The organism is [Mycobacterium] fortunisiensis (assembly GCF_019050325.1).
GTDB classification, from domain to species: Bacteria; Actinomycetota; Actinomycetes; order Mycobacteriales; family Mycobacteriaceae; genus Mycobacterium; species Mycobacterium fortunisiensis.
Map to the genome: position 1 here is coordinate 184,820 of NZ_VOMB01000024.1, position 24,785 is coordinate 209,604.

23 protein-coding genes are annotated in these 24,785 nt (G+C 69.6%); 7 read left to right on the forward strand and 16 right to left on the reverse strand.

Annotated features, from left to right (window positions below):
• Nucleotides 1-374 precede the first annotated feature (374 nt).
• Nucleotides 375-1,472, forward strand: a complete 1,098-nt coding sequence (locus tag FR943_RS23155; protein WP_308170637.1) for a glycosyltransferase family 4 protein — start codon at nt 375-377, stop codon at nt 1,470-1,472.
• On the opposite strand, the gene FR943_RS23160 is transcribed toward FR943_RS23155, so the two are convergent.
• From FR943_RS23160 to FR943_RS23170, 3 genes are read right to left on the reverse strand one after another with little or no spacing between them, the layout of a single operon-like run.
• The gene (locus tag FR943_RS23160) at nt 1,444-2,472 is read right to left on the reverse strand and encodes a glycosyltransferase (protein ID WP_218046092.1); all 1,029 of its coding nucleotides are present in this window, start codon (nt 2,470-2,472) and stop codon (nt 1,444-1,446) included. The genes FR943_RS23155 and FR943_RS23160 overlap by 29 nt on opposite strands.
• On the reverse strand, nt 2,469-4,457 hold the full coding sequence (locus FR943_RS23165; protein ID WP_217160609.1) for a glycosyltransferase: 1,989 nt from the start codon (nt 4,455-4,457) through the stop codon (nt 2,469-2,471). Before FR943_RS23165 ends, FR943_RS23160 begins: the two co-directional genes overlap by 4 nt.
• A complete protein-coding gene (locus tag FR943_RS23170) occupies nt 4,454-5,932 on the reverse strand; it encodes an oligosaccharide flippase family protein (RefSeq protein WP_246585209.1) in 1,479 nt (492 codons plus the stop codon). Before FR943_RS23170 ends, FR943_RS23165 begins: the two co-directional genes overlap by 4 nt.
• Before the next feature lie 26 nt (nt 5,933-5,958).
• Between FR943_RS23170 and FR943_RS23175 the strand changes: the two genes are divergently transcribed.
• On the forward strand, nt 5,959-7,017 hold the full coding sequence (locus FR943_RS23175) for a glycosyltransferase family 4 protein (protein ID WP_217160610.1): 1,059 nt from the start codon (nt 5,959-5,961) through the stop codon (nt 7,015-7,017).
• On the opposite strand, the gene FR943_RS23180 is transcribed toward FR943_RS23175, so the two are convergent.
• Complete coding sequence (locus FR943_RS23180; protein ID WP_217160611.1) at nt 6,973-7,797, reverse strand: WecB/TagA/CpsF family glycosyltransferase; 825 nt, start codon at nt 7,795-7,797, stop codon at nt 6,973-6,975. The genes FR943_RS23175 and FR943_RS23180 overlap by 45 nt on opposite strands.
• Nucleotides 7,798-7,974: 177 nt before the next feature.
• On the opposite strand from FR943_RS23180, the gene FR943_RS23185 reads away from it, so the two are divergent.
• From FR943_RS23185 to FR943_RS23195, 3 genes are read left to right on the forward strand one after another with little or no spacing between them, the layout of a single operon-like run.
• Nucleotides 7,975-8,652 (forward strand): hypothetical protein, encoded by a 678-nt coding sequence (locus FR943_RS23185; RefSeq protein ID WP_217160612.1) that lies wholly within the window; start codon nt 7,975-7,977, stop codon nt 8,650-8,652.
• Nucleotides 8,639-9,985 (forward strand): O-antigen ligase family protein, encoded by a 1,347-nt coding sequence (locus tag FR943_RS23190; protein WP_217160613.1) that lies wholly within the window; start codon nt 8,639-8,641, stop codon nt 9,983-9,985. Before FR943_RS23185 ends, FR943_RS23190 begins: the two co-directional genes overlap by 14 nt.
• Nucleotides 9,982-11,610 (forward strand): DUF4832 domain-containing protein, encoded by a 1,629-nt coding sequence (locus tag FR943_RS23195; RefSeq protein ID WP_217160614.1) that lies wholly within the window; start codon nt 9,982-9,984, stop codon nt 11,608-11,610. The genes FR943_RS23190 and FR943_RS23195 overlap by 4 nt, the downstream gene beginning before the upstream one ends.
• Here FR943_RS23195 and FR943_RS23200 read toward each other — a convergent pair.
• Together FR943_RS23200 and FR943_RS23205 are read right to left on the reverse strand one after the other, a co-directional pair.
• The gene (locus tag FR943_RS23200) at nt 11,597-12,178 is read right to left on the reverse strand and encodes a GNAT family N-acetyltransferase (RefSeq protein WP_217160615.1); all 582 of its coding nucleotides are present in this window, start codon (nt 12,176-12,178) and stop codon (nt 11,597-11,599) included. The two genes, FR943_RS23195 and FR943_RS23200, sit on opposite strands and share 14 nt — an antisense overlap.
• Nucleotides 12,175-13,254 (reverse strand): methyltransferase domain-containing protein, encoded by a 1,080-nt coding sequence (locus FR943_RS23205; RefSeq protein ID WP_217160616.1) that lies wholly within the window; start codon nt 13,252-13,254, stop codon nt 12,175-12,177. The genes FR943_RS23200 and FR943_RS23205 overlap by 4 nt, the downstream gene beginning before the upstream one ends.
• Before the next feature lie 14 nt (nt 13,255-13,268).
• Here FR943_RS23205 and FR943_RS23210 point away from each other — a divergent pair, with 14 nt between their 5' ends.
• Nucleotides 13,269-13,823: a dTDP-4-dehydrorhamnose 3,5-epimerase family protein gene (locus tag FR943_RS23210; RefSeq protein WP_217160617.1), complete on the forward strand. Its 555-nt coding sequence runs from the start codon at nt 13,269-13,271 to the stop codon at nt 13,821-13,823.
• On the opposite strand, the gene FR943_RS23215 is transcribed toward FR943_RS23210, so the two are convergent.
• The 10 genes from FR943_RS23215 to FR943_RS23260 form a co-directional block, all read right to left on the reverse strand.
• Nucleotides 13,807-14,835, reverse strand: coding sequence for an NAD-dependent epimerase/dehydratase family protein (locus FR943_RS23215; RefSeq protein WP_217160618.1), 1,029 nt, complete (start codon nt 14,833-14,835; stop codon nt 13,807-13,809). The two genes, FR943_RS23210 and FR943_RS23215, sit on opposite strands and share 17 nt — an antisense overlap.
• Complete coding sequence (locus FR943_RS23220) at nt 14,832-15,491, reverse strand: PIG-L deacetylase family protein (RefSeq protein WP_217160648.1); 660 nt, start codon at nt 15,489-15,491, stop codon at nt 14,832-14,834. Before FR943_RS23220 ends, FR943_RS23215 begins: the two co-directional genes overlap by 4 nt.
• Nucleotides 15,488-16,270: a glycosyltransferase family protein gene (locus FR943_RS23225; RefSeq protein ID WP_217160619.1), complete on the reverse strand. Its 783-nt coding sequence runs from the start codon at nt 16,268-16,270 to the stop codon at nt 15,488-15,490. Before FR943_RS23225 ends, FR943_RS23220 begins: the two co-directional genes overlap by 4 nt.
• A complete protein-coding gene (locus FR943_RS23230; RefSeq protein WP_217160620.1) occupies nt 16,267-17,508 on the reverse strand; it encodes a methyltransferase domain-containing protein in 1,242 nt (413 codons plus the stop codon). Before FR943_RS23230 ends, FR943_RS23225 begins: the two co-directional genes overlap by 4 nt.
• A gap of 96 nt (nt 17,509-17,604) precedes the next feature.
• Nucleotides 17,605-18,291 (reverse strand): winged helix-turn-helix domain-containing protein, encoded by a 687-nt coding sequence (gene regX / locus FR943_RS23235; RefSeq protein ID WP_217160621.1) that lies wholly within the window; start codon nt 18,289-18,291, stop codon nt 17,605-17,607.
• Nucleotides 18,292-18,299: 8 nt separating this feature from the next.
• On the reverse strand, nt 18,300-19,487 hold the full coding sequence (locus tag FR943_RS23240) for a sensor histidine kinase (protein ID WP_217160622.1): 1,188 nt from the start codon (nt 19,485-19,487) through the stop codon (nt 18,300-18,302).
• A gap of 209 nt (nt 19,488-19,696) precedes the next feature.
• Complete coding sequence (locus FR943_RS23245) at nt 19,697-20,440, reverse strand: phosphoglyceromutase (RefSeq protein WP_218046093.1); 744 nt, start codon at nt 20,438-20,440, stop codon at nt 19,697-19,699.
• A gap of 23 nt (nt 20,441-20,463) precedes the next feature.
• Nucleotides 20,464-21,003: a type III secretion system chaperone family protein gene (locus tag FR943_RS23250; protein ID WP_217160624.1), complete on the reverse strand. Its 540-nt coding sequence runs from the start codon at nt 21,001-21,003 to the stop codon at nt 20,464-20,466.
• The gene (gene mshA, locus FR943_RS23255; protein ID WP_217160625.1) at nt 21,000-22,304 is read right to left on the reverse strand and encodes a D-inositol-3-phosphate glycosyltransferase; all 1,305 of its coding nucleotides are present in this window, start codon (nt 22,302-22,304) and stop codon (nt 21,000-21,002) included. The genes FR943_RS23250 and mshA overlap by 4 nt, the downstream gene beginning before the upstream one ends.
• Nucleotides 22,305-22,314: 10 nt before the next feature.
• On the reverse strand, nt 22,315-23,676 hold the full coding sequence (locus FR943_RS23260) for an ROK family transcriptional regulator (protein WP_372448230.1): 1,362 nt from the start codon (nt 23,674-23,676) through the stop codon (nt 22,315-22,317).
• Between the two features lie 190 nt (nt 23,677-23,866).
• On the opposite strand from FR943_RS23260, the gene FR943_RS23265 reads away from it, so the two are divergent.
• Nucleotides 23,867-24,622 carry an SDR family oxidoreductase gene (locus FR943_RS23265; protein ID WP_217160626.1) on the forward strand — a complete coding sequence of 252 codons (756 nt, stop codon included), beginning with the start codon at nt 23,867-23,869 and terminating at the stop codon, nt 24,620-24,622.
• Nucleotides 24,623-24,785: the final 163 nt, after the last annotated feature.

The following is a 24,785-nucleotide window of genomic DNA, read 5'->3' on the forward strand; positions in this document are numbered from 1 at the left end:
GCCACTCCTCGGAACCAACATAAGAACGCGTCAAGCTTGCAGCATCGAAGGCCGAGTTAACAGACGCGAGCGTCAATATGTGAGTGGAATCACATGAGCCTACGTCGATTGACACTCGAGTGCAGGTTTCGCAATAACCATTGATTGCTGTCAGCAGCTAATTTATTGACACCGCAAAGTTTTTCGTCAGATCGCCAGAATTCGCCGCCGAGCCCGGCGAGGCGCCGACCGCGGGACTCGTGTCGATTGGCCGCGACCCGCACCGATCCTGCGACGGGACGCTGCGCGTCATCCCGGCCGGCGGCCCATGCCCCCGAGCGGCCAGCGCCCCGGCCGGCAGACACGTCACGAATAATGTTTGCCATACTCGCACGGTGCGCAGCGCAGTGCGGTGCCGGGTGCTGGCCATCGGACCGGCGCCGGCCAGTGACCGGAGCCGTGGCGGGATGGCCACGGTGATGCGGCTTCTGCTCGACGATCCCGATCCACGGTTCGTCCTCACCGCGGTTCCCACCTTCATCGATGCCGGAATGCCGGCCCGGCTGTGGACCGGGGTCCGTGGCATGGCGATCGCGACGGCGCTCATTCTGTGCGGTCGCACCGACGTCGTCCATGTCCACCTGGCGCACGGCGGCAGCGTGGTGCGGAAGTCGTTGCCACTCATGGCAGCCCGACTGCGCGGCATCCCGGCGATCGTGCACGGGCACAGCTTCGACTTCTCGGGCTGGCTGGACCCGCTGCCCGCACCGATCCGCCGGTTGGTGCGCGTCGCACTGCGGGCCGACCACTGGCTGGTACTGGGCGCCACCCTGGCCGAGCAGTACCGGCGCAGCCTGGCCCTGCCCGGGCACAAGGTCGAGGTGCTGCACAACCCCGTCGTCCTGCCCGAGATCGCCCCGGCCCGCGACCCGAGTTCCCGTCCCCTCACGGTGCTCTCGCTCGGACGGGTCGGTCAGCGCAAGGGCACCTACGATCTGCTGGCGGCCGTCGCCGGGCTGCCCGCCGACGTCCGTGCCCAGTTGCGCGTCGTGATCGCCGGCGACGGTGAGGTGGCGCAGGTACGCGCCCTCGTCACCGCCGGCGGTCTGGACGACGTGATCGAGATCCACGACTGGGTCGGGCCCGTCGACCGAGACCGGCTGCTGCAGCGCGCCGACATCTTCGCGCTGCCCAGTCACGACGAAGGCCTGCCGATGGCGATCCTGGAGGCCATGGCGCACGGGGTGGTACCGGTCAGCACGCCCGTCGGGGCCATCCCGGAGGCCGTTGTCGACGGCGTGACCGGATTGCTCGTTCCGCCAGGCGAACCCGCGGCGCTGGCCGCGGCGCTGCAACGGCTGACCACAGACGACGCCCTGCGGTGCGCGCTGGCCGACTCGGCCCGGCACCGTGCCGAGGCATTCGACGTCGCGGACTGGCGGGCCCGGCTCGCGACGCTGTGGCTCAGCCTCTCCGCGCCGCAACACGGCTGAGCACCTCGAACAGGGCCCGCGCCGACGCCGGCGCAGAATACGTTCGGCGGTAATGGTCGCGGGCCCGTGCGCCTCGGGCGGCCGCAGCGCCACCGTCGGCCAGCTCGTCGAACGCGCGGCTCAACCCGTCGACATCGTCCACGCCGATGGGCAGTTCCCCTGGCGGCTGAAACTCGGGCAGTGCGCCCGAGGTGGACACGATCGGCGTCACGCCCAACTGCATGGCCAGCACCTGCACCCCGCTCTGGGATGCCCGGCGGTAGTGCACGACCGTTCCTTTGGCGCGGGCCAGCACCGGCACCACGTCGGCGTACCGAAACGACCTGCGGTGCCACACCACATGATCGGGCAGGGCGCCGCGCCACTCGCCGTCGCCGAGCAGCACGAGATCGTCACCGGCCCAGGCACCGCCCGCGGTGTGTTTCTGCCACGCGCGCAGGCACACGTCGATGTTCTTGTATCCGTTGAGCCGGCCGGCCAGCACGAAGTCGCGCCGGGCGGTGGCCGGGACCAGGTCCGGCACGTCCCTGTCGGCGAGATCGCTGGTCAGCGGGACGATATCGGCGACCCCCACGGCGTCGGCAACGTAGCGGCTGAACGCCACCGTCCGGGCCGTGCGGGCGCGGCGGCCGAACAGCTCGCGCTCCCACCGCGGCCGGACCTCCCCCACATCGTGCGGCCGGTCGTCGTGCCGCAACTCGACCCGCGGCGTCGCCGGGGCGAACGCCAGCCAGCGCGGATCACGCACCAGCTCGGACACCACGACGTCCGGACCGAACCGCGTGATCTGCCACCCCGTTCGCGCGGCATCCGGCCAAGTCCGAAGATTCTTCGGGCGGGGATCGAGGACGCGTTCGTAGGGACGGGCGGTGTCCGAGGAAGGATGCTGGTCCGACGTCACCAGCAACACCTGCGCCCCAACAGCATGCAGGGCCTCGGCGTAGACACGGGCCAGCGGCCGCATCCACGGCGACAGCCACAGCACCCGCAGCCCCGTCATCCGAACGCCGCCGCGATCGCCGTCTCATAGGCGTCGGCCATCGCCTCGATCGTGTAGCGCTCGACCATCCTCCGGAAACCACTGTCGCCCAGCTCTTTCCATCCAGACAGGTCCCGCAGCGCGGCATCCAGCGCGGTGCGCCAGCCGGCCACCGAGATGTCCTCGACGAGAAAGCCCGCCCGCCCGCCGTCGAGCATGTCGGCGACCGAACACACCGCCGATGCGGCCACCGGGATCCGCCGGGCCATGGCTTCGAGGATCACCAACGGAAATGCCTCCGACCGGCTGGGCACGCACAGCAGGTCACAATCGTCCAGCGCCGGCCCCGGGCCCGGCGACCAGCCCCGCCATGCCACCCGGTCGAGCAGCCCGGCGGGCATCGCGGCCTGTAGTTCCTGCCGATCCGGTCCGTCCCCGTAGATGGACAGCCGCCACGGCAGGTGCCGCAGACCGTCGAGGGCGGCGATGAGCAGGTGCGGGTTCTTGTGCTCGACGATGCGGCTGAGCATCACCAGATGCGGGGTTTCGGCGACCGGCGGCCGGGCCGGTACCGACGCCGCCTCGGCGCGCGTTGACACCCCGTTGGGCGCGAAAAACCTGGTGCTGCCAAGGTTTTGGTATGTCGTCGCCTCCGCCCAGTGCCGCGGTGACAGCGCGACGAAACCGTCGGCCCGCCGCATGGCGGCGGCCAGCACCGCGGAGTAGGTGGGGCCGTGCGGGTTCGGCGGAATGTGTGCGGCCACCAGCCACCGGCGTCCCGGTCCGGCGGCCCGCCACCCGGTGGCGAATCCGGTCTCGGTGTTGGTGTCACCGCTGATCACGATGGCTCGGCCGGCCCCCACGTCCACCACCGGCGCCCACCACGGCTGCCGCACCACCCGCACCGACAGCGGAATCTCGGCGACCAGGGGCCCCAGTCGTTGGACGCACACGATCACCACCTCGTATCCGCGCCGGTCCAGCTCCGCGGCCAGCAGCACGTGCTGGCGTTCAGCGCCGCCGAAGACCAGCCGGTTGGAGGTGATGATCACTGCCGGGCGGGTGCCGGCCGGCCGCCGGCGGGCCGTACGCTGCCGCCGGGTCGAACGCTGCACCCGGTCCAGGACCGAGGTTCCGGCCAGGTACCGGTCAGCTGTCCTCTTGCCCTTGTCCAGTTCCAGGTTCAAGGCGATGTTGGCACGCAACAGATCTCGCGACCGCACCGCCGCGGCGGCATCGTCGGACACGGTGCCGTGGCCGGTGTGCGCCACCCCGGGCTCGTCGACCAGTTCCACTGTCCAGCCGGCCGAACGGGCCCTGCGCTGCCAGTCCGCCTCCTCGCCGTAGAGGAAGAACTCCTCGTCGAAGCAGCCGACCGCCGCCCAGGCATCACGGCTGACGGCCAGGCAGGCGCCGGTGAGATAGCCGCCGACCGAGGTCGGACGGGCACCGTACAGTTCGGACACCCGAGTGCCCCGCAACCGGTCGGCATACCCGGCGTACGAGACCAGCGCACGCACCAGGCCGTGCTCACGATGAGCGACATCCCAAGTGCGATGGTGCTTCTGGCTGACCGAATGCCCGGTCACCAGCGGCGCTGCCGCCGCGACACCGGGCCGATCCAGCCGCGACAGGGTCTTTTCGAGTGGCCCCTGCAGCACCGCGTCGGGGTTGAGCAGCAACAGATTGTGTTCGGGAACTTCGGCGGCCAGCGCGTTGACCGCCGCGGCGAACCCCACATTCGATGACCCGCGGAACCACCGCACCCCGCGGTGGGTGGCCGCCACCGCTGCCATCCCCGGATACTGTGGGCCGGAGTTGTCCCACACCAGGACCGGCAGCTCCGGCAGCTGGTTGTGCACGGCCGCAAGACAATCAGTGAGCAACATCGGATTGCGGTAGGCGACGATCAGGACCGCGGTCGCACGCCGCACCGGCGCGGCCTGCGGTGGCCGTGGGACGCGGAACCGCTGCGCCAGATAGGCCCGGTCGAGTTCCCCGTTCATTGCGGCTCAGGTTCGGTCAGCATGCGCTTGATCACCCGCAACGTCACCGGCCCGGTCGCGAGATTCACCGCCAGATACACCGCCGCCGACAGCGGCAGCACCCACAGCACCGATGCGTGCGGCAGGGACACCGGCACCGCGGCAGCGGCACCCAGCGGCAGCGCCAGCCGAAGGATGAACGGCCAGGGGGTGCGGTAGGGGGCGATTCGGCGCAACCGCCAGGTCGCCACCAGCAGTCCGGTCGCCTCGGCGACGATCAGGGCCGCGGCGGCCCCGACCGCGCCATGGCTGGGCGTGAGGACGACGTTGAGCACGATGTTCCCGATCAGATTGACGAAGTTCAACCGGAACAGGAACACCTGGTCATGCGCGGCGAACAGGGCTTGGCTGATCGCCGCGTTGAGGAAGGTCAGTGTGACGGCCACCAGCAGCAATGCCAGGGTAAGGCCGCCGTGGGCGCCGAACTCCGACGAGCCAACAAGTTCGATCAGGCTGTGCGCCACGATGATTCCCACCACCGCGATCGGTGCGCCCAGAAACAGCATCGATTCCACCGTCCGGGTGACGAACCGGGCGAAGCTGTTCCGGTCGATTGCGAAGGTGTGGGTGGCGGTGGACAGCGTCGAGGACTGGAAGAACGTCGACAGCACCGAGAGGGTGAACGCCAAGGTGTAGGCCAGGCCGTACACCCCGACCTGCTCGGGGGTGCTGCGCAGGCTCAGGATCACCCCGTCGGCGCGCCAGTACAACACCGCGATGATCAGAACCCCGGTCTGCGGCAGGCTTTCCCGCAGCAGGTGCCAGCTCTCCGACAGTGAGAACACCGGCCGCCAGTCACTGATCCGGGCGGCCGCCAGCCCTTGGATCGTCAGCACCACCAACGGTGGGATCAGCTGCACCACGGCAAACCAGACCATGCCGGCGTCCATCGCGATCAACATGACCGTGGCACCGAGCGACGCGATCCGGCTGACCAGGTCCGACCACGCCACCGCCGTGAACCGCAGGCTGGCCAGGAAAACCGGCTCCAGACAACTGGTCACGGTCGTCAGGATCAAGCCGCACGAGATGATCAGCACCATCTGGACGACTTCGTCCTGGCCGCGGTACACCACGGTCCCGGAGATCGCGGCGATCACGTACAACGGGATGCAGTACACCAGCGACATCCCGGCGTTGACCCGGACCAACCGGCTCAGTTCGCCGGTGCCCGACGCCACCCGGCGCACCACGACGGCGCCCACACCCAGCTCGGTCAGGCTGGTCCACAGCCCGACGAACACCACGGCCGTGGTCAGGTACCCGTAACCGGCCGGCCCCAGATACCGGGTGGTGACCGCCACCGTCAGCACCGAGGCCACCATCCCCAGCGCCCGGAAGAACAGTTGCTGACCGAACGCCCGGGCCATCGCCCGGTTGGTTGCCCGCCCCACGGGTGCCGTGCCGGCATCGGCCACGCTGCTACCCTCAGTCAACTCAGCGACTCTGGAACCGGGGACAGATGCGCGCGTACATACCTTTGCCACAGGGTCTTTCCGCCACCGCGTGGGCCGAGCGGCACCGCCGCGGCGAGGTGCCGGACGCGTCACCGTACGGCCTGCACAGGCTCGCCGACCACGGCGTCGACGTCACCTTCGGAGAGGTTGCCCCGGGCCGGATCACCGAACGCGTGGCGGCGTCGGTGCGGTACCGCACCTGTGGGCTCGAGTTGGTCGAAGGGCTGCTGACGGCCGGGGACAGGCGCCGGGCCGACGTGGTGCTGGCGTACGACGAACGCACCGGGGTGCCGGCCACATTGCTGCACGCCACCGGGCACCGGCCCACGGTGCTCGGGATCGGCTGGCTGACCCACCGCGGTGCCGCCCCGCGTCTGCACGGTGCCTTCGCCCAGCGGGCGGTGCGGCGCGCCGCGTCGGTGTTCACCCAGTGCGAACCGGTGCTGGGAATCCTGCACCGGGAGTGGGGTGTGCCGCGGTCGCGACTGCACTATGTGCCGCTCGGCATCGACACCGACTTCTACTCGGTCCAGCCCGGACCCGAACCGGGGACAACCGTCGTCGCCGGCGCGGGTGAGGACCGCTACCGCGACCACCCGCTTCTGGTCGCCGCGGTATCGCGGTTGCGCAGCAGGTATCCCGGCATCCGCCTGGAGTTGGCGACCGACCTGCCGGTGCGGCTGCCCGAGGACCTCGGCACGTTGTACCGCGGCCGGCTCGACGGCAAGATGCGCGATCTCTACCGGCGGGCCGGCGTGGTGGCCGTCGCGCTGAAGCCGACCGTCAGCGGTTCGGGTCTCACGGTGGCGCTGGAGGCGATGGCCAGTGGCCGCCCGCTGGTGATGACCGCCAACCCGGGGGTGGACGCCTATGTGGAGCACGGCGTCACCGGCCTGCTGGTACCGCCCGACGATGTCGACGCGTTCGCCGCGGCGATCGGGGAATTACTGTCCGACCCGGCCCGGCGGGCGGAAATGGGTGCCGCAGCGGCGATCCGGGCTCGCGAGCGGTTCACCTCCTCACGCATGGTCGCCAACTTGGCCGCTCTGGTCCGGGCGGTGTGACACCGTCGCACCCCCGGTATCCAGCACCGCGTTGCGCAGTCTCAGGAGCGCCGGAAGCCCGTGCACCAGGTAGCGGCGCGCGAGCCGGCGCGGCTCCTGACACAACCTGTACAACCACTCCAGGCCCAGGCGCTGGTAGCCGCCGGGGGCTCGATTCACCACTCCGGCAAGGAAATCCGCCGCCGCGCCGAAGGCCAGCACCACGTCGGCACCGGTTCGCGCCGCGTGCCGATCGATCCAGAGCTCCTGTCGTGGTTTGCCCAGTCCCACGACCAGAGTGCGCACCCCGGCGGTGCGGACCTGCCCGGCCAACTCTGCCGACTTCAGCGGACACTCGACGTCACCACGACTCGGTGACCAGAACCAGGCCGGTTCCGCAGTCGGATACCGCTGGGCCCATACCTGGGCCAGCCGCCGGTGGGTGTCGGGCCGGCCACCGAGGAAGCCGACGGGCACGCGGTGCTGCACGCACGCATCCAGCAGCGGCTCGAGCAGGTCGGCTCCGGTCACCCGGGGCCAGGGCGCACCGACAAGTCGAGAGCCGCGCCAGGCCACCGGAGCCCCGTCGGCCACCCACACCCACTGCGGCCCGCCGGCCACCTCGGCTCGGCCGGCCCGGAAATGGTGCACGTGGTCGAGATTCACCGAGCCGATCGCCAACGGCGACGCCGCCGGGGCGGTGAGGCGGCGGCGCACCAGAGCAACGACCTCGTCCGCAGACAACCGGGTAACCGAGGTGCTACCGACCCGCATGCGCGGCCGGACGGGGAGTGTCAGCAACGTTGGCTGCCTTTCTCGGTCGCCAGATTCAGCGAATCAGTACCACATCGCTGTTGCAGTTATTGCCGTGATAGTTAATATCGCCCGGAAACGGTTCACAACCGCAGACCTCACCCGCAGGGATTGTCTTTGAACGTCGCCCAGTTTCTCCGGTCGCTCCTGGCGCGACCGGTTGCCATGACGCTGCTGGCAATCGTTGCGGCCGTCGCCGGCTACTTCGGGCTGTCCTCGACGGCGTCGAGGTACCAGTCGACCGCGGTGGCGGTCGTGATACCGCCCGGCAGCGGATCCCCCGACGCCGGCCTGAACCCGTTGATCAACCTCAACAACGACATGGCACAACTGGCCGCCGTGGTGGCCACGGCAATCCAGAGCGACGGCGGACACCGTGCCGCCGCCGAGGCCGGCGGGACCGGCGACTTCACCGTCACCACCACATACGGCGACGCGTCGCTCTACGCACAGCTGTCGCCTCAGCTGGTGATCGTGGCCGAGGGCCCCGATCCGGATGCCGCCCGGCAGGCGGCCGCCGCCGTCGTCGAATACGCCCGCACCTGCCTGAACCAGATCCAGCTCGATTCGGCTGTGCCCGTGGTCAACAACGCGTTGCTCATTCCGTCTGTGGAACCGACCGACGCCGTCCAGATGCCGACGAGCGGGGCCCGCGCCGCCGCCACATACGCGCTCGGCGCGGTCCTCGCCGGCCTGATGGTGTTGCTGCTCGTCGACGCGACGCGGGAGATCGTCCAGCGCAGCCGCGGGCGTCCGGCCCCCGAACCTGCCCCCGACCCAGCCGAGAAACCGGCCGGCGAACCGCTCACCGACTCCCCCGCCGACGACCATGCCCAACCTTGACCTGAGCGCACCGGCGGCAACGCACGCCGCGGCGCCGCGCCGTGACCTGATCGGACCACTCATCCTGGGCGCCGGGGGATTCTTTCTACTGGGGATGCGTCAAACCTTCACGGTGCCACTCACATTCGGGCTCAGCCTCGGCCAGTTCCTGCTCTACCTCGCCGCGCCGGCCTGGGTGCTGTTCGGCCGGGCGGGCAGCAGATCCCCGATCGCGAACCGCTGGCTGATCCTGGCGACGCTGGCCTACCTGACCGCGTCGTTGGTGTCCTACGGCGCGGCGATGAGCCGCGGCACGGTGCCGCGCGGCATCGTCTTCGCCGACCGCTACATCTTCGGCGATCTCACCCTGAGCGCGATGGTGATCGCGATCGTCGTCATGATCACCACCGGCGACCAGGTGCTGCTGCTGCTCAAGGGGCTGGTGCTGGGCGGCGCGCTGTCGGCCGCCTTCGCGATCGTGAAACTGGTCGCCGGCATCGACCCGGCGCCGATGTTCATCCTTCCGGGTTTGAAGGCAAGCGATTTCGTGCTGGTCACCAATCTGGCCAGGGGTGGTGTCGAACGCCCGCAGGGCAGCGCGGGGCATCCGCTCGAGCTGGCCGGGGTGCTGACGGTGATCATTCCGCTGGGCCTGGCCGTCGTGGTGTGCGCCCGGGCGAAAGGCCAACGAACCTGGCCGTGGATCCTGTGTACCGCCCTGATGGCCGGCGGTGCGCTGACGACGGTGTCCCGGTCGGCGATCGTGGGCCTGACCGCGGCCCTGGTGGTGATGGCGTGGCGGTGGCCGGTCCAGCGTTTCGCCGCGCTGCTGCTCGCCGCGGCGGCCGCGATCGGGGTCGGGGCGCTGGCCCAACTCCAGGTCTTTTCCGCGCTCGTCCAGTCGTTCACCACCGTCACCACCGACTCGTCCATCGCGTCGCGCGGTGTGGGGGCGGCCTATGTCGCGAGCCACTACCGGGACCACTTCTGGATCGGACAGGGCACCGGGATGTACCCGGCATATCGTCAGCCGGTACTGGACAATCAGTACCTCTCGCGCCTGATGGAGACCGGGGCGTTCGGCTTGGTGAGCTTCGTCCTGCTGGTCGGCGTCGCACTCCTGTTGGCCCTGCGGGCCTCGGCGGCCGCGGACCCGCTCGTCGCAGAACTGGCGAGTGCGGTCAGCGGATCGCTGGCCGCGCTGGCCGTGATCGCCGTGATCCTCGATGTCAGCGGCTTCATCCAGATCTGGACGGTCACCTGGATTCTCATCGCGCTGTCGACGGTGGTGTGGCGGCTGCGTCGGCAGCCCGTGAGCTCATCAGGAGGCGGACAACCATCATGGGCCGGGTGAACGCAAGGTTTTTCGGTGCCGTGCTCCTCGTCGGTACGGTGCTGGCCGGTTGCGGATCTGGGCCGCCGGTGCGCGAAACCAGTTGGCAGACCACGATTATCCCGTTCTCCGCGGCCGACCTGGTCAACCCGTTGCGCGGGCAGTACGAGAACCTGGCGACGCCGCTGTTCCCGCAGGCCGACCCGGCGCAGCGGGACCATCCACGCTGGCCCGGCACCGCTGATGTCAGCCTGCGGATCGACTGGCGCACACTGCAACCGCGCGACCCCCGCAAGCTGCCGAAAAATGCCCCCGACCACGTCAAGTACGATTTCAGCCTGATCGATCGGGCGCTGGCGGCGGCACACAAAGCCGGTCGCCGGGTGGGATTCCGTGTCACCGCGTTCAATTCGTGCTGCGAGACCAGCTACCCCGACGCCACGGACATCTCGGTGCCGGACTGGCTGCCCAGCCTGGCCGGCACCACTCGCAGTTACCGGCATGACGGGGTCAGGTACGTGATACCGGACTGGAACAACAAGGCCTACCTGTCGTACTTCACCGATCTCCTTGCCGCCCTGGGGCGGCGCTACGACCGTGACGAACGGCTCGCCGTGGTCGAGATGTCCGGCTACGGCGATTTCAGCGAGAACCACGTGGCTTTCCTGCGCGACGTCCTCGGCAGTCCGGGCCCGGCCCCGGAGCGCAGCCAGTCAGCCCTCGGCTATTTCAGCCAGTACCGCGACCAGTACATCACCAAGGACTCGATCACCGTGCTGGTGAACGCGAACCTGCGGGCCTTCCCCAACACCGCGCTGGTGACCGCCACCGGCAATCCCGAGATCACCAAGCAACTGTTCCGGGACAGCCCGTTGCTGCGGGGGCGCCGAAAGCCGGTGGGGATCCGGGCTGACGGGCTCGGCGCCTTCGACCCGATCCCCACCTGGGCCGGCAATCAGTACTCGCGGTATGTCCAGATTCGCGATCCGATCGTCAACGTGGTGCTCAACCGGTACCGCACGGCACCGGTGGTCACCGAGTGGATTCCCAACCCACCGCCGACGGGCATCATGGACTACTACACCACCGGCCTGCGCGATGTGGTGAACCGGCATGTCTCGATGACATCGAGCACCGGATTTCCCGGTCAGCTCAACGCTTTTCCGATGCCGGCCGACCAGTATGCGGTGTGGGTGAAGGCCAACAAGTTCAGCGGCTACCGCTACGCGGTGACTGCCGAGCCGCAGGCCGGGCCCGTCCCGGCAGGGCAGCCGTTCAATCTGAGGCTGCGCTGGACCAACTTCGGCTCGGCGCCGGTGTACGAACGCTGGCACCCGCGGTATGACATCGTCTCGTCGTCGGGGCAGGTGGTGCGCACCCTGACCGCAGGCACCGAGCTACGCGGTCTCGTCGCCGACCAGAGCTTCACCGATGTCACCGCCGAGCCGGCCGCGGCCTCGGAAGTGGACACCGTGCCGGTGGATCCCGGTCTGCCCCGCGGGCGCTACGAAGTGCGGGCCCAGGTGGTGTGGGCTGAGCACAAGCCGAACGCCACAGCGCGGGTGGACTTTCCGCCGATGAACCTGGCGCAGGACGGACGCGACGCCGACGGCCGCTACCCGGTCACCGCATTCACGGTCCGCTGAGCCAGTCGTCACGGGTCAGGCTCCACAGCTCGTGGTCGTGCCGCTGCCCACTGCCGATCGCCATGTACTGGCGCAGCACCCCTTCGCGGACGAACCCGACCCGCTGCGCCACCTGGGTGGTCGCGGTGTTGCCGGTCGCGATGGGGGCGGCGATCCGTTCGATTCCCGGCTCGGCGAACAGCTGCGCGACGATCAGCCGACCGGCGGCAGCGGCCACCCCGCGACCGTGCTGTCGCGAATCCACCCACAGTCCCAGTTCGCTGCGGCCGTGGAACCTGTCGATCCAGGCGTCGCACTGGCCGGCCAGCCGGCCCTCGACGACGATCACAAAGTGCAGGCCCGCTCCGCGGCGCATGCGTCGACGCGCCTTGAGGCACTCGCGCAGCCAGGCACCCACCGTGTGGCGTTCCGGCCAGCTCTGCGGGGAATGGTCCCAATACGGCTCGATGCAGTCCTGGTTCGCCAGGCGCACCGCCCGCCATGCGGCGGCATCGGAGAACCGTGGCGGTCGCAGCGTCACCGGGATACCCGCCGACGTCACGCCGGAAAGCGTCGGTTTCGCTGTCATTCCCACAGGCTATCGAGCAGCACCCAGCGCCCGGCCAACTGCGGCAGGTCAGCGGCGACCTCGTCGGACAGCTCGGCGAGCGTGAGCAGCACCAGGTCGGGCTCGGCGGCGACGAGGTGTTCGGGCGAGATGACCGGGATATCGGTGCCCGGCATGCGCCGTCCGTGTTTGGCCGGTGCGGCGTCGGCGACCGCGGCGAGCAGCCCCCGATCCAGCCCGGCCAGCGCGAACAGGGCCACGGCCCGCGACGCAGCGCCGTAGCCGTACACCCGCAGCCCGTCGTGGCGCCGGGCCGCCAGCCACTCGCGTAGCCGCCGGACCTGGGTTTCGGCGGCCCGCTGCAACGCGCCGTGGCGCAGCTGTTCGGTCTCGGGGCCGGCGGGACGGACGGCGCGGCGCGCGCCTCGTTCCGGCGCGTGTACGGCGGCCACCAACTCGGTGCCGCCGTACAGGTCGAAATGCCAGGTCTGGACCACGGTCATCCCGGCGGCCGCCAGCAATCGGTCCAGCGCGGCCGCCGAGTAGTAGGCGAAATGTCCGTGCCGCAACGCATTCCACTGCCGGCCGGCCACGATTGCGGCCAAGGTGTGGTACTGCAGGAGCAGCACTCCGTCGTCGGCGGTGGCGGTGGCCCGTTCGGCGAACGCCGATCGCTGGTCGGGTTCGTGCATGATGCCGAAGCAGTCGAGGACCACGTCGGCCGTTGCGGTGGCGGCGGGCCCGACGCTGAATCCACGTTCGGCCAGTAGTCCGAGCCAACTGCCACCGTGCGGGCTGCCGAACTCTCGCACCGTCTTTCCGGTCAGCCAGCCGGCGTCGGCCACCCGTGCCACCGCGTCGGCCGCCTGGTTTCGCAGGGCCTGGGGCTCCACTCCGCGGGGTTCGGCGGTCACCGTGTCGTCCTCGGCCAGTTGCGCCAGCCCGCAATCGGCGCACAGCTCCATGGCCAGCCGGTGCGCGACCTCCCCGGCCCCGATCGGCTCCGTCGCCGAGGGAAAGTGGTCGGCGGCCGGGACCGTGCCGAGATCGAGCACCCGCTGCCGGCGCCGCCCGCCACACCCCCGGCAGCCGCTCATGGCAGCATGACCCTGTGCGTATCGAGCCATCGCGTCTCGCCGGGGTGGCGGTGTTCGTCCCGGATCCACACCGCGACGAGCGCGGCCTGTTCACCCGGACGTTCGATGCCGCGATCTTCGACGACTGGCTCGGGGTGCCCGGTGCCGCAGCGACGTTCGTCCAGGATTCGCAGTCCCGTTCGGGGCGCGGGGTGATCCGCGGGCTGCACGGGCGGCGTGGTCGTGGCGAGGCCAAATTGGTGCGGTGCGCCAACGGCGCGGTGCACGACGTCCTGGTCGACGCCAGGCCGGGCTCGGCCACGTTCGGTCAGCACGAGTCGTTCCTGCTCGACGACAACGACTTTCGGCACCTGTACGTGCCGCCCGGGTTGCTGCACGGTTTCCAGGCGCTGACCCGCACCGCGGACGTGTGCTACCGCATCGACCGTGGGCACGACCCGGCCGAGGACGTCGCCGTCGCCCATGACGACCCGGACCTGGCGATCCGATGGCCGTTGCCGGTGACTGTGATATCCGAGCGCGACACCACCGCGGGCAGCTGGGCCGGGCTGATCACGCAACTGCACTGACGCGCCGCAACTGGGTATCCACGGCCGCGTCGTCGCGCAGTTGCCGTAACCGGGCCAGCCGGGTGAACCTGCGCTCGAAATCCTGACGGGTCAGGCCGTGTTCGGTGTAGGCGGCGTAGAGCTCGGCGGCACCGTCGGCCACGGTGCGTTTGGCCTCGAAGCCGAGTTCGCCTCTGGCCCTGCCGAAATCGACGCGGTAGGACCGGGGGTCGGGGCCGGTCTCGCCGGTGATCGCGAGGGCGGAACCGGGGACGGCACGCACCACGTCGTCGGCGATCTCGGCCACTGTCACATTGTTGACCTCCGACCCGATGTTGTAGGCGCGGGCCGACACCACCGCGGCGGGCGCGGTCAGGCAGAGCAGAAATGCCTCGGCGATGTCGGAGGCGTGGACCAGCGGGCGCCACGGTGTGCCGTCGGACAGCACCCGCACCACCCCGGTGAGCACGGCGTGGCCGACCAGGTTGTTGAGTACGATGTCGGCCCGCAGGCGTCCGGAGAACCCGAAAGCCGTGGCGTTACGCAGGAATACCGGCACGAAGCCGGGACCGGCCAGGGCGGCCACGTCGTCTTCGACGCGCACCTTGCTGATCGCGTAGGGGGTGAGCGGCCGCAGCGGTGCCTGCTCGTCGACCAGGCCGTCGCCGGCCGCGCCGTACACCGAACAGGTGGAGGCGTACAGGAACCGGCGCACCCCGGCGTCGCGCGCCAGCTGTGCCAGCCGCACCGAGGCGCGGTGGTTGATGTCGAAGGTGACGTCGGGCTCGAGCGCGCCCAGCGGGTCGTTGGACAGGGCGGCCAGATGGATCACGGCGTCGAACCCGGTGAGCTGGGCGGCCGTCACGTCGCGCAGGTCGAGGTTCAGACCCGGCGGTTCGGCGGGCAGCGGCCCCAGCGTGCAGTCGGCGAAGTAGCCGGTGTCCAGGCCGACCACGTGGTGCCCGGCCTGCTGCAGTATCGGCACCAGTACCGTGCCGAGATAACCCTGGTGTCCGGTGACGAGAACCTTCACGCCCCAACCCTTTCCGTGAAACCGACAATGGCCTTCTCGAGCACGAACGCTTCGGCGTGCGCGCTGCGGCACTGCACGCCGCGCAGCCGTGACAGACCCAGGAACGCCGCGTCGTCGAACCAGTCCCGGCCGGCCTGGGACGGATAGTGCTCGCGCAGCAGCCGCACCTTCTCGTGCGCGACATCGGCGTCGAGCGGGTGGAACAGCGCCGGCGCGGGGGTATCGGTCTCCCACTTGAGGATCTCGTAGCCCAGGATCAGCTGGTCGCGAAACTCCGTCGGGACCAGTTCGGCGAGCATCCGGTGGTCCTGGTGGGCGTCGCGGCGGTGCGGGGCGAACACCAGATCGGGCCCGCAACTCTGCCGAAAAGCGTTGAGTTCAGCCTTGATTCGCCCCCAATGGGCCGGGGCCATGCCATCGGGGACATCGAGCACCCGCAGCGCCACGGTGGCGCCCGGGCAGAATGCGCTCAGCGCGGCCCGTTCCTCGGCCTCTCGCACCCCGCCGGCTCCGGACAGCACCAGGGCGTGCACCCGCAGCCCCGGCCGGGCCCGCGCGAGCGTCAGCAGCGTGGCGCCCATCCCGATCGCGATGTCGTCGCAATGCGCGCCCAGCACCGCGATCTCGTCGATTCCGGGAGTGTGCAGCCCGATCACGAAGCCCGGTTCTCCCACAGCATCCACGGCGCCTCGCCGCGCTGATAGGCCGCATCCAGGTCGGCGCGTTCCTTGAACGTGTCGGCCGGCTTCCAGAAACCGAGGTGCTTGTAGCCGTACAGGAGGCCGTCGGCGGCCAGTTTGGCGCACACGTCCTCGACCAGATCGCAGTCCTCGGTCAGCAGATCCAGCACCGCACGGGACAGCACGAAGAAGCCGCCGTTCTCCCAGATCGGCAGCTGCGACACCGCGCTGATCCCGCTGACCACACCGGAATCCGACAGCTCCAGGCAGTGGAACGAGGACTGTGGCGGGACCACCAGCATCGACGCCGCGGCACCGTTGGCCCTGACCTCGGCGATGATGTCGTTCATCGGTGCGTCGGTCAGCACGTCGGCGTAGTTGGCCAGGAAGTACTCGTCGTCGGCGACGAACCGGCTGACCCGGCGCAACCGCTCACCGATCGGCGACTCGGTGCCGGTGTCGACGAACGTGATGGACCAGTCGCTGATGTCGGACTGCAGTAGCTCGACCTGCCCGTCGCGAATGACGAAGTCGTTGGACAGCGCCTCCTGATAGGCCAGGAAGTAGTTCTTGATGGCGGCGGCCCCGTAGCCCAGGCACAGGATGAAGTCCGTGTGCCCGAAGTGCGCGTAGTAGCGCATCACGTGCCAGATCAGCGGCCGATTGCCGATCATCTGCATCGGCTTGGGGATCAGGTCGTCGGCACCGTTGCGCATCCGCATCCCGTACCCACCGCAGAACAGTACGACCTTCATGACGACGTCCCTCCCGCTACCACCACGTGCAGTTCCGGCAGTGGGTAGACCAGTTGGGCGCCCCATTCGCCGGTGCCGGCCAGCTGTGCGGTGAGCTCAGCCTCCAGGTTCCACGGCAACACCAGGATCACCTCGGGGCGGTCCTTGTCGATGCGCTCCACCGGGTGGATCGGGAGGCGCGCCCCCGGGGTGAACTTGCCGTGCTTGTACGGGTTGCGGTCCACGGTGTACTCGACGAGGTCGGGGCGGATACCGCAGTAGTTCAGCAGGGTGTTGCCCTTGCCGGGGGCGCCGTAGGCCACCACCCGCTTGCCGGCCCGCCGGTAGTCGAGCAGCAGACGCAGCAGATCCTGGCGCAGCGTGTCGGCGCGCCGCTGCAGATCGGCATACCCGCTGACGTCGTGCAGCCCGGCGCGTTCCTCGGCGGCCAACAGCTCGGCCATCCGCGCCGACGGCGGTCCGGCCACCGCATCCGGCCTGGCCCACAACCGGATTGAGCCACCGTGGGTACCGATGGCCTCGACGTCGACGACGGTCAGACCCGCGGTGGCCAGGGCCCGGCTCGCCGACGCCACCGAGTAGTACTGGAAGTGTTCGTGGTAGACGGTGTCGAACTGGGCGAACTGCACCAGGTTGCCGGCGTGGTGGACCTCGACGGACACCCAGCCGTCGTCGGCCACCAGGGCGCGCAGCGCCCGGGTGAAGCCCAGCAGATCGGGGATGTGGGCGTAGACGTTGTTGGCGACCACCAGATCGGCCGCCCCGTGTGCGGTGCGCACCGTCGCCGCCGTCGGTTCGTCGAGGAATTCGGTCAGGGTGGGGATGCCGCGTTCCCGGGCGGCCGCGGAGACGTTGACCGACGGTTCGATGCCCAGACACCGCAGCCCGGCGGCGACGACGTGCTGCAGCAGATACCCGTCGTTGCTGGCGACTTCGACGACGAACGCGTCGGCACCGAGGCCGAGCCGCTCCAGCGCCGCGGCGACAAAGGTGCGGGCGTGCTCCACCCAGGAATCGGAGTACGACGAGAAGTAGGCGTACTCGGTGAACGTGTCCTCGGGTGTGATGAGCGCCGGGATCTGCAGCAGCAGGCAGTCTTCACACAGCCGCAGATTCAGCGGATATGTTTGCTCGGGCAGATCCAGTTCGGCCGCCGAGAGCAGCTTCTCGCACGGCGGCGTGGCGCCGAGGTCGAGCACGCTCAGCAGACGTTCTGATCCACACAGCCGACACCGCACACGCAGACTTTACGCTTCCGTCAAATACTGCGCACGGGGTAGGGGTCAGCTAACCGCACCCGGGTTGCCGGGCACCCCGCCTAGACACCGGCCGGCTCAGCCCTCCAGCTTGTAACCCAGGCCGCGCACCGTCACCAGGTGCACCGGGTTGGCCGGGTCGGACTCGATCTTGGACCGCAGCCGCTTGACGTGCACATCAAGGGTTTTGGTGTCGCCGACATAGTCCGCGCCCCACACCCGGTCGATCAGCTGGCCGCGGGTGAGCACCCGGCCACTGTTGCGCATCAGGTATTCCAGCAGGTCGAATTCCTTGAGCGGCAACGTGATCTGCTCCCCGTTGACGCTCACGACGTGCCGTTCCACGTCCATCCGCACCGGCCCGGCCTCCAGCACGCCGTCGCCGATGCCGTTGTCGTCGGTGTCGGCGCCACGGCGCAGCACCGCCCGGATCCGCGCGATCAGCTCGCGCGCCGAATACGGCTTGGTGACATAGTCATCGGCGCCCAACTCGAGCCCGACAACCTTGTCGATCTCACTGTCGCGCGCGGTGACCATGATCACCGGCACGCTGGATCGGGCCCGCAGTTGCTTGCAGACGTCGGTACCGCTCATCCCGGGCAGCATCAGGTCCAGCAGGACGATGTCGGCGCCGGAGCGCTCGAATTCGGCCAGTGCAGAAGGTCCGTCGCCCACCACGGTGGCCTCAAAGCCCTCCTTGCGCAGCAGGAATGCCAGGGGATCGGCCAGCGACTCCTCGTCCTCAACGATCAACACGCTGGTCATCGGTCTCGCTAATCCTCTCGGTCGTCTGAGTCATCGGTTGACTCATCGGTTTCGGGATAGGCCGGGATCGACAACGTGAACGTCGACCCGGTGCCCGGCTGACTCCACAGCCGGATGGTTCCGTTGTGGTTGGCGGCCACATGTTTGACGATCGCCAGGCCCAGGCCGGTGCCGCCGGTGGCGCGCGAGCGGGCCTTGTCGACCCGGAAGAACCGCTCGAAGACCCGTTCCTGATCGGCCTTGGCGATTCCGATCCCGCGGTCAGTGACGGCGATCTCGACGCTGCCGCCCCGCCGGCGGCGGCTGATGGATATGCCAGATCCATTGGGCGAGTACGCAATTGCGTTGGACACCAGATTGGCGATGGCGGTGACGAGCAAGGTCGCGTCGCCCAGCACCCGAAAGCCGGTCGGAGCGTCGGTGGTGATCGAGATGTCGGCCTTGTCGGCGGCCACCTTGTGCCGCGACAGGGCCTCGGACACCACGGTGTCGACGTCGACGGCCCCCAGGTCGGGCAGCCGCTCGGCGCCCTGCAGCCGGGACAGTTCGATCAGCTCCCCGACCATGTCGGCCAACCGCTGCGATTCGGCCACCATCTTGTCGGCGAAGCGGTGCACCATGTCGGGATCGTCGGCGGAGGCCTGCAGCGCCTCGGCCAGCACCCGCATCGCGCCCACCGGGGTCTTGAGCTCATGACTCACGTTGGCCACGAAGTCCCGGCGGGTGGCCTCCATCCGGGCGTGCTCAGACTGGTCGTCGGCGTAGACCACGGCGAAACGACGGTCCTCGGCCGACAGCGGCCGCACCCAGCCGCGCACCGACAGGCCCGAACGGCCCGGGCGGGTGAGTTTGCGCGGCGACAGGTCGACCTCGACCGGCTGGCCGGTGGCGAACACCTGCTCGGCGGCGCGCCAGGCCCGGTCGTCGAGCAGCCGGTCGCGCACGATGCCGAGCTCGCCGGCCTGGTCGTTGGCGTAGACCACGTCGTTGAAGGTGTCGACCACGACGATGCCGTTGGGCGACACGGCCACGATGTGCTGCAACATCTGCGACACCGTCATGCCGGCCCGGTCGGCCTCCCGCCGCCGCCGGTTGGCGACGACGCGGGGCGCGACCACCGAGGCCACGCCCGCACCGACGATCAGCGCGAGCAACGACACGACCGCCGTCAGCAGTAACGCCGACACCAAGCTCACGCGAAAATCGTACGCACCCGGTGAACGTCAGCGGTGCAACGAGCGGCCAAATCGGGACAAGTCACACCGACAAATACAGGTGTTCGGCCGGAGTTAACCCCGGGTACAACCGCCGAAACCGCATTCCGGCAGGGAAAGTGCGAGTGGCGGCCTGCTGGAATGCGGTTTCGGCGAAACGCGGGGTACGCGGCGTACGAGATGCGGCAAACCTACTTCTTGGCTCCCTGCGCGGCGACGGCCGCGGCACCGGCGGCAGCTGCCTCGGGGTCGAGGTATTCCCCCCCGGCCACCAGCGGCTTGAGGTTGTCGTCGAGCTCGTAGCGCAGCGGGATGCCGGTCGGGATGTTCAGGCCGACGACCTCCTCGTCGGACATTCCGTCGAGGTATTTGACCAGGGCCCGCAGCGAGTTGCCGTGCGCGGCGATCAGCACGGTCTTGCCGGCCGCCAGGTCGGGCACGATCGTGGCCTCGTAGTACGGCACGAACCGGGCCACCACGTCCTTGAGGCATTCGGTGAGCGGGCCGCCGTCGATGTCGGCGTAGCGAGGGTCGGCATCCTGGCTGAACTCGCTGCCCTTCTCGATCGGCGGGGGCGGGGTGTCATAGCTGCGCCGCCACGCCATGAACTGCTCTTCGCCGTAGCGCTCCTTGGTGGCGGCCTTGTCCAGGCCCTGCAGCGCGCCATAGTGGCGCTCGTTGAGCCGCCAATCGCGGTGCACCGGGATCCAGTGCCGGTCGGCCGCGTCCAGCGCCAGGTTGGCCGTGGTGATCGCGCGACGCAGCAGCGAGGTGTAGACCACGTCGGGCAGCACCTCGTTTTCGACCAGCAGCTTGCCGCCGCGGACCGCCTCGGTGCGGCCCTTCTCGGTGAGGTCGACATCGACCCACCCGGTGAACAAGTTCTTCTGGTTCCAGTCGCTCTCACCGTGGCGGAGCAGGATCAGCGTCGGCATGACGCTCATCCTGTCATAGCGACTCAGGCGTCGCCGGTGCCGTTCGGACGCTCGTTCGAGGGCTCTTCTATCAAATGTTCAAAAGCCTTGAGGTTCTTCAGCGACTCGCCACGGGAGATCCGCCACTCCCATTCCTTCTGGATGGAGGAGCGGAAGCCCAGCTCCAGCAGGGTGTTGAAGTCGGAGTCGACGGCTTCGAGCACCTGGCCCAGCACCCGGTCGATCTCGTCGGCACTCACCGTGGCCAGCGCCATCCGGCCGACGAGATAGATGTCGCCGACGTTGTCGAGCGTGTAGGCCACGCCGTAGAGGCGGCGGTTGCGCTTGAGCAGGAACCGGTAGACGCCCTCGAAGTTCTCGTCGGGTTTGCGGCAGACGAACGCCTCGACCCGCACCGAATGCTCACCGATGCTCAGGATCGTGTTGGTGATGAGCCGACGCTCACCGGGCAGTTCGACGACGATGCCGGGCAGGCTGCGGTCACCGCCGTCGTGGTGGTGGTAGACGAGCCCGTGCTCGTCGAGGGCCTCGGTGATGATCTGTTCGACGCTGGTGCCCGTCACAACCGCACCCCCCGGCGCAACGCGAACCGGCGCCCGGGACGGCGACCGGCCGGCCGGCGGTGCCGGGAGCGGTAGTCGCTCATCGCGTGCGCGTAGCTGTTCAGTAGGGCATCGACGGTGTGTGCCCAGGAGAATTGCGCGGCGTGCGCGGCCGCGGCCACCCGCAGCGGACCGGGATCGCGCTGCAGCACGGTGTCGATCGCGGCGGCCCAGTCATCGACGTCGTGGCCGTTCACCAGGGCCCCGCTGACCCCGTCGGCGACGGCGACCGGCAGACCGCCGACCGCCGCGGCCACCACCGGCGTGCCGCAAGCCTGGGCCTCGATGGCGACCAGACCGAAGGATTCGGAGTAGCTGGGCACGGCCACCAGATCGGCCGCGCGGTACACGTTGACCAGTTGGTCACGGGACTGCGGGGGCAGGAATGTCACCCGGTCGGTGATACCCAGTTCGTCGGCCAGGCGAACCAGGGTGTCGGGTTCGGCCAGGCCGCTGCCCGACGGCCCGCCGGCGACCAGCACGCGCAGCCCGGGCAGCTTGGCGGCGGCCCGCAACAGCACGTCGGGCGCCTTGAGCGGCTGGATCCGGCCGACGAAGGCGACCACGCGTTCGTCGGGGGCGATGCCCAGCACGGCCCGGGCGGCATCCCGGTCTCCCGGGGTGAACGCCTCGAGATCCACGCCGGGATGCACGACGTCGATCCGCTCCGGATCGGCGTGGTGCAGCGAAACAAGTTGGTGGGCTTCGTGTTCGGTGTTGACGATGAGCCGGTCGGCCTCGTCGACCACCTGCTGCTCCCCCACCGCGCGCAGCAGCGGTTCGGGCGCATCACCCTCGGCCAGCGCGGCGTTCTTCACCGCGGCCAGGGTGTGTGCGGTGTGCACCAGCGGCACCGCCCAACGGTCGCGGGCCAGCCAGCCGACCTGACCGGACAGCCAGTAGTGCGAGTGCACGACGTCGTAGTAGCCGGGTTCGTGGGTGGCCTCGGCCCGCAGCACCCCGGCGGTGAACGCGCACAGCTGGGTGGGCAGATCGTATTTGTCGAGGCCCTCGAACGGCCCGGCCACCACATTGCGCACCAGCACCCCGGGGGCCACCGGCACCACCGGGGCATCCGAGGACGAGGTGGCCCGGGTGAACACTTCCACCTCGACACCGCGGCGGGCCAGCTGTAGCGCGGTCTGCAGCACGTAGACGTTCATCCCGCCGGCATCACCCGTCCCCGGCTGCGCCAGCGGCGAGGTATGGACGGATAGCACCGCAACCCGGCGGGGGGTTTCGAGGTCCGTGGCTAGACGCACACCGTCATGTCTACACCGCCGCCACGCCTGCCCCGCTCGCGGACCGGCGGGTTTGCGCCCGCCGCATGGCCCCGATCGGGTCGGCGTACAGGCCGCCCAGCGACACGATGCCCGCGCTGACCTCCTGGACCCGGTTGCCGAACGCCGTCGGCCGGATGTCGCGGGGGCCCAGCACCGAGCGCCGGGTCACGGCCTCTTCGACGACGGACATGCCCTCGGGGTACTCGGTGAAGGCCTGCCCGCCGAGAACCAGCTCGTCGGGGTTGAGCAGATCGCGCAGCAACGCCACGGCCTCGCCGAGTACCCGGGCCCGGTCGGCCAACAGCTCGACGGCCTTGTCGTTGCCGTTGCGGGCCGCCCGCAGCACCCCCGACACCGTCGAGGACGGCCCCTCGGCCGGGATGATGCGCAGCCTGCGGGCGGCGTTGAGCACCGCCTCGTCGCTCACGGTGGACTCCAATTGCCCTGAGCCACCCAATAATTCGGACTGTGCGGGCAGCCCGGCGATGGTGCCGGGCCCGCTCGCCGGGGTGTGCACCCGGCCGTCGATGGACAGCGCGTAGCCGACGGTCTCGCGGGCGTAGACGTAGAGGCTGGTCTTGGCCTGGGTGCCGGCGGCATCGGCGCTGTGCCGGCGTCCGCCCAACAGCAGCTCGGCTCCGGCCATCGCGTCCACGTGCGAGGCCACCGACACCGGCAGCCCGAGGGCTTCGCCGAGCACCGGACCCACCGGGGCGTCGGCCCAGCCCAGCCGCGGGTGGTCGAGGTATCCGGTGGCGCTGTCCACCACTCCACCGGAGGCGATGCCGACCCACAGCGGGCGGCGTCGGTGCCAGCGGCTCAGGTAGCGACGGGCGCTGGAGGCCAGGGTCGCCAGCGCCGCGGACTGAGATCCCGACGGCGTCGGCGTCTCGACCACGTCGAGGGTGCGGCCGAACAGGTCGGTGGCCACGATGCTGGTGGCGCGGGCCCCGATGTGGATGCCCACGGTCAAGTAGGGCTCGTGGTTCACCTCGACGGGAACCCGGGGCCGGCCGATGGCCCCGGAGACGGCGAGATCGGCCCGCTCCCGCAACACCCCGGCTTCCAACAGCGCGGTGACCTGGCGGTTGACGGTGGCGATGCTCAGCCCGGTGAGTTGGGCAATCGCGTCACGGGCGATCGGGCCGCGGGTGCGGACCGCGCTGAACACCGAGGCCGGCGCGGCGTCGGGCACCTTGAGCGCGGGGGCGACGATGTGCAGCAGCCGCGACTGCGGGAACCGCGCGGCGGCGGGCGACGGTGCCCGGCCCGAGCGGGCGAGGTTGCCGGAAATGGCACGGGCGGAGGTGCCGGTGGTCTTACGAACGGGAGCGGCGACGGCGGTGGTCACGTGAAGGGTCCTTACTGAGTGTCGGCGGGTGGGGCGGAACCACACCTGGCGACTCAGCTGGGACAGAAACGGTGTCCGGGCTCGCTTCAGGCGCGGCGGGGTGCGCGACAACAACACGCACGCCGCACGAGGGCAGCCTGAGAACTCCGAGACACACGGAGAATTTAGCACGCCATCTAATGTTGGTGGAATGACGACTTCTCAGTCAGAAAAACGAGTCGCCGTGGTGACCGGCGCCAGTGCGGGTATCGGCGCGGCAACCGCCAAAACCCTTGCCACCCAGGGTTTTCACGTGGTCTGCGTGGCCCGCCGGGCCGACCGGATCGAGGCCCTGGCCACCGAGATCGGCGGCACCGCGATTGTGGCGGACGTCACCGATCAGGCCGCCGTCGATGCTCTGGCCGCCCAGTTGGGCCGGGTGGATGTGCTGGTCAACAACGCCGGCGGGGCCAAGGGACTGGAGTCGGTGCTCGACGCCGACCTCGACCATTGGCAGTGGATGTGGGAGACCAACGTGTTGGGCACGTTGCGGGTGTCGCGGGCGCTGCTGCCCAAGCTGATCGCCTCCGGCGACGGCCTGATCGTCACCGTCACCTCGATCGCGGCGTTCGAAACCTATGATGGCGGCTCGGGCTACACCGCCGCCAAACACGGCCAGGGTGCGCTGCACCGCACGCTGCGCGGCGAACTGCTCGGAAAACCGGTGCGGCTCACCGAGATTGCGCCCGGCGCGGTGGAGACGGAGTTCTCCCTGGTGCGCTTCGACGGCGACCAGGAGCGCGCCGACAACGTGTACCGGGGCATCACGCCGCTGATCGCCGAGGACGTCGCCGAGGTGATCGGGTTCGTCGCGGCCCGGCCGTCGCACGTCAACCTCGACCAGATCGTGATCCGGCCGCGGGACCAGGCGCCGCACGGGCGCTTCAGCCGGAGGCTGAACGATTAGCACCGCAGCCGGAAATAACGATGCGAGAGTGACGCAGGGGTCGTGGGCGTGATGCCACAACGACCCCGGCGTCACTCTCGGCGCAAAGAGTTCTAGTGTCCTGAGTCATTAATTCGCTCGCTCTTGTTAGGGTGGGTGATGCCCTCGCCGCGCGCCGCTGAGA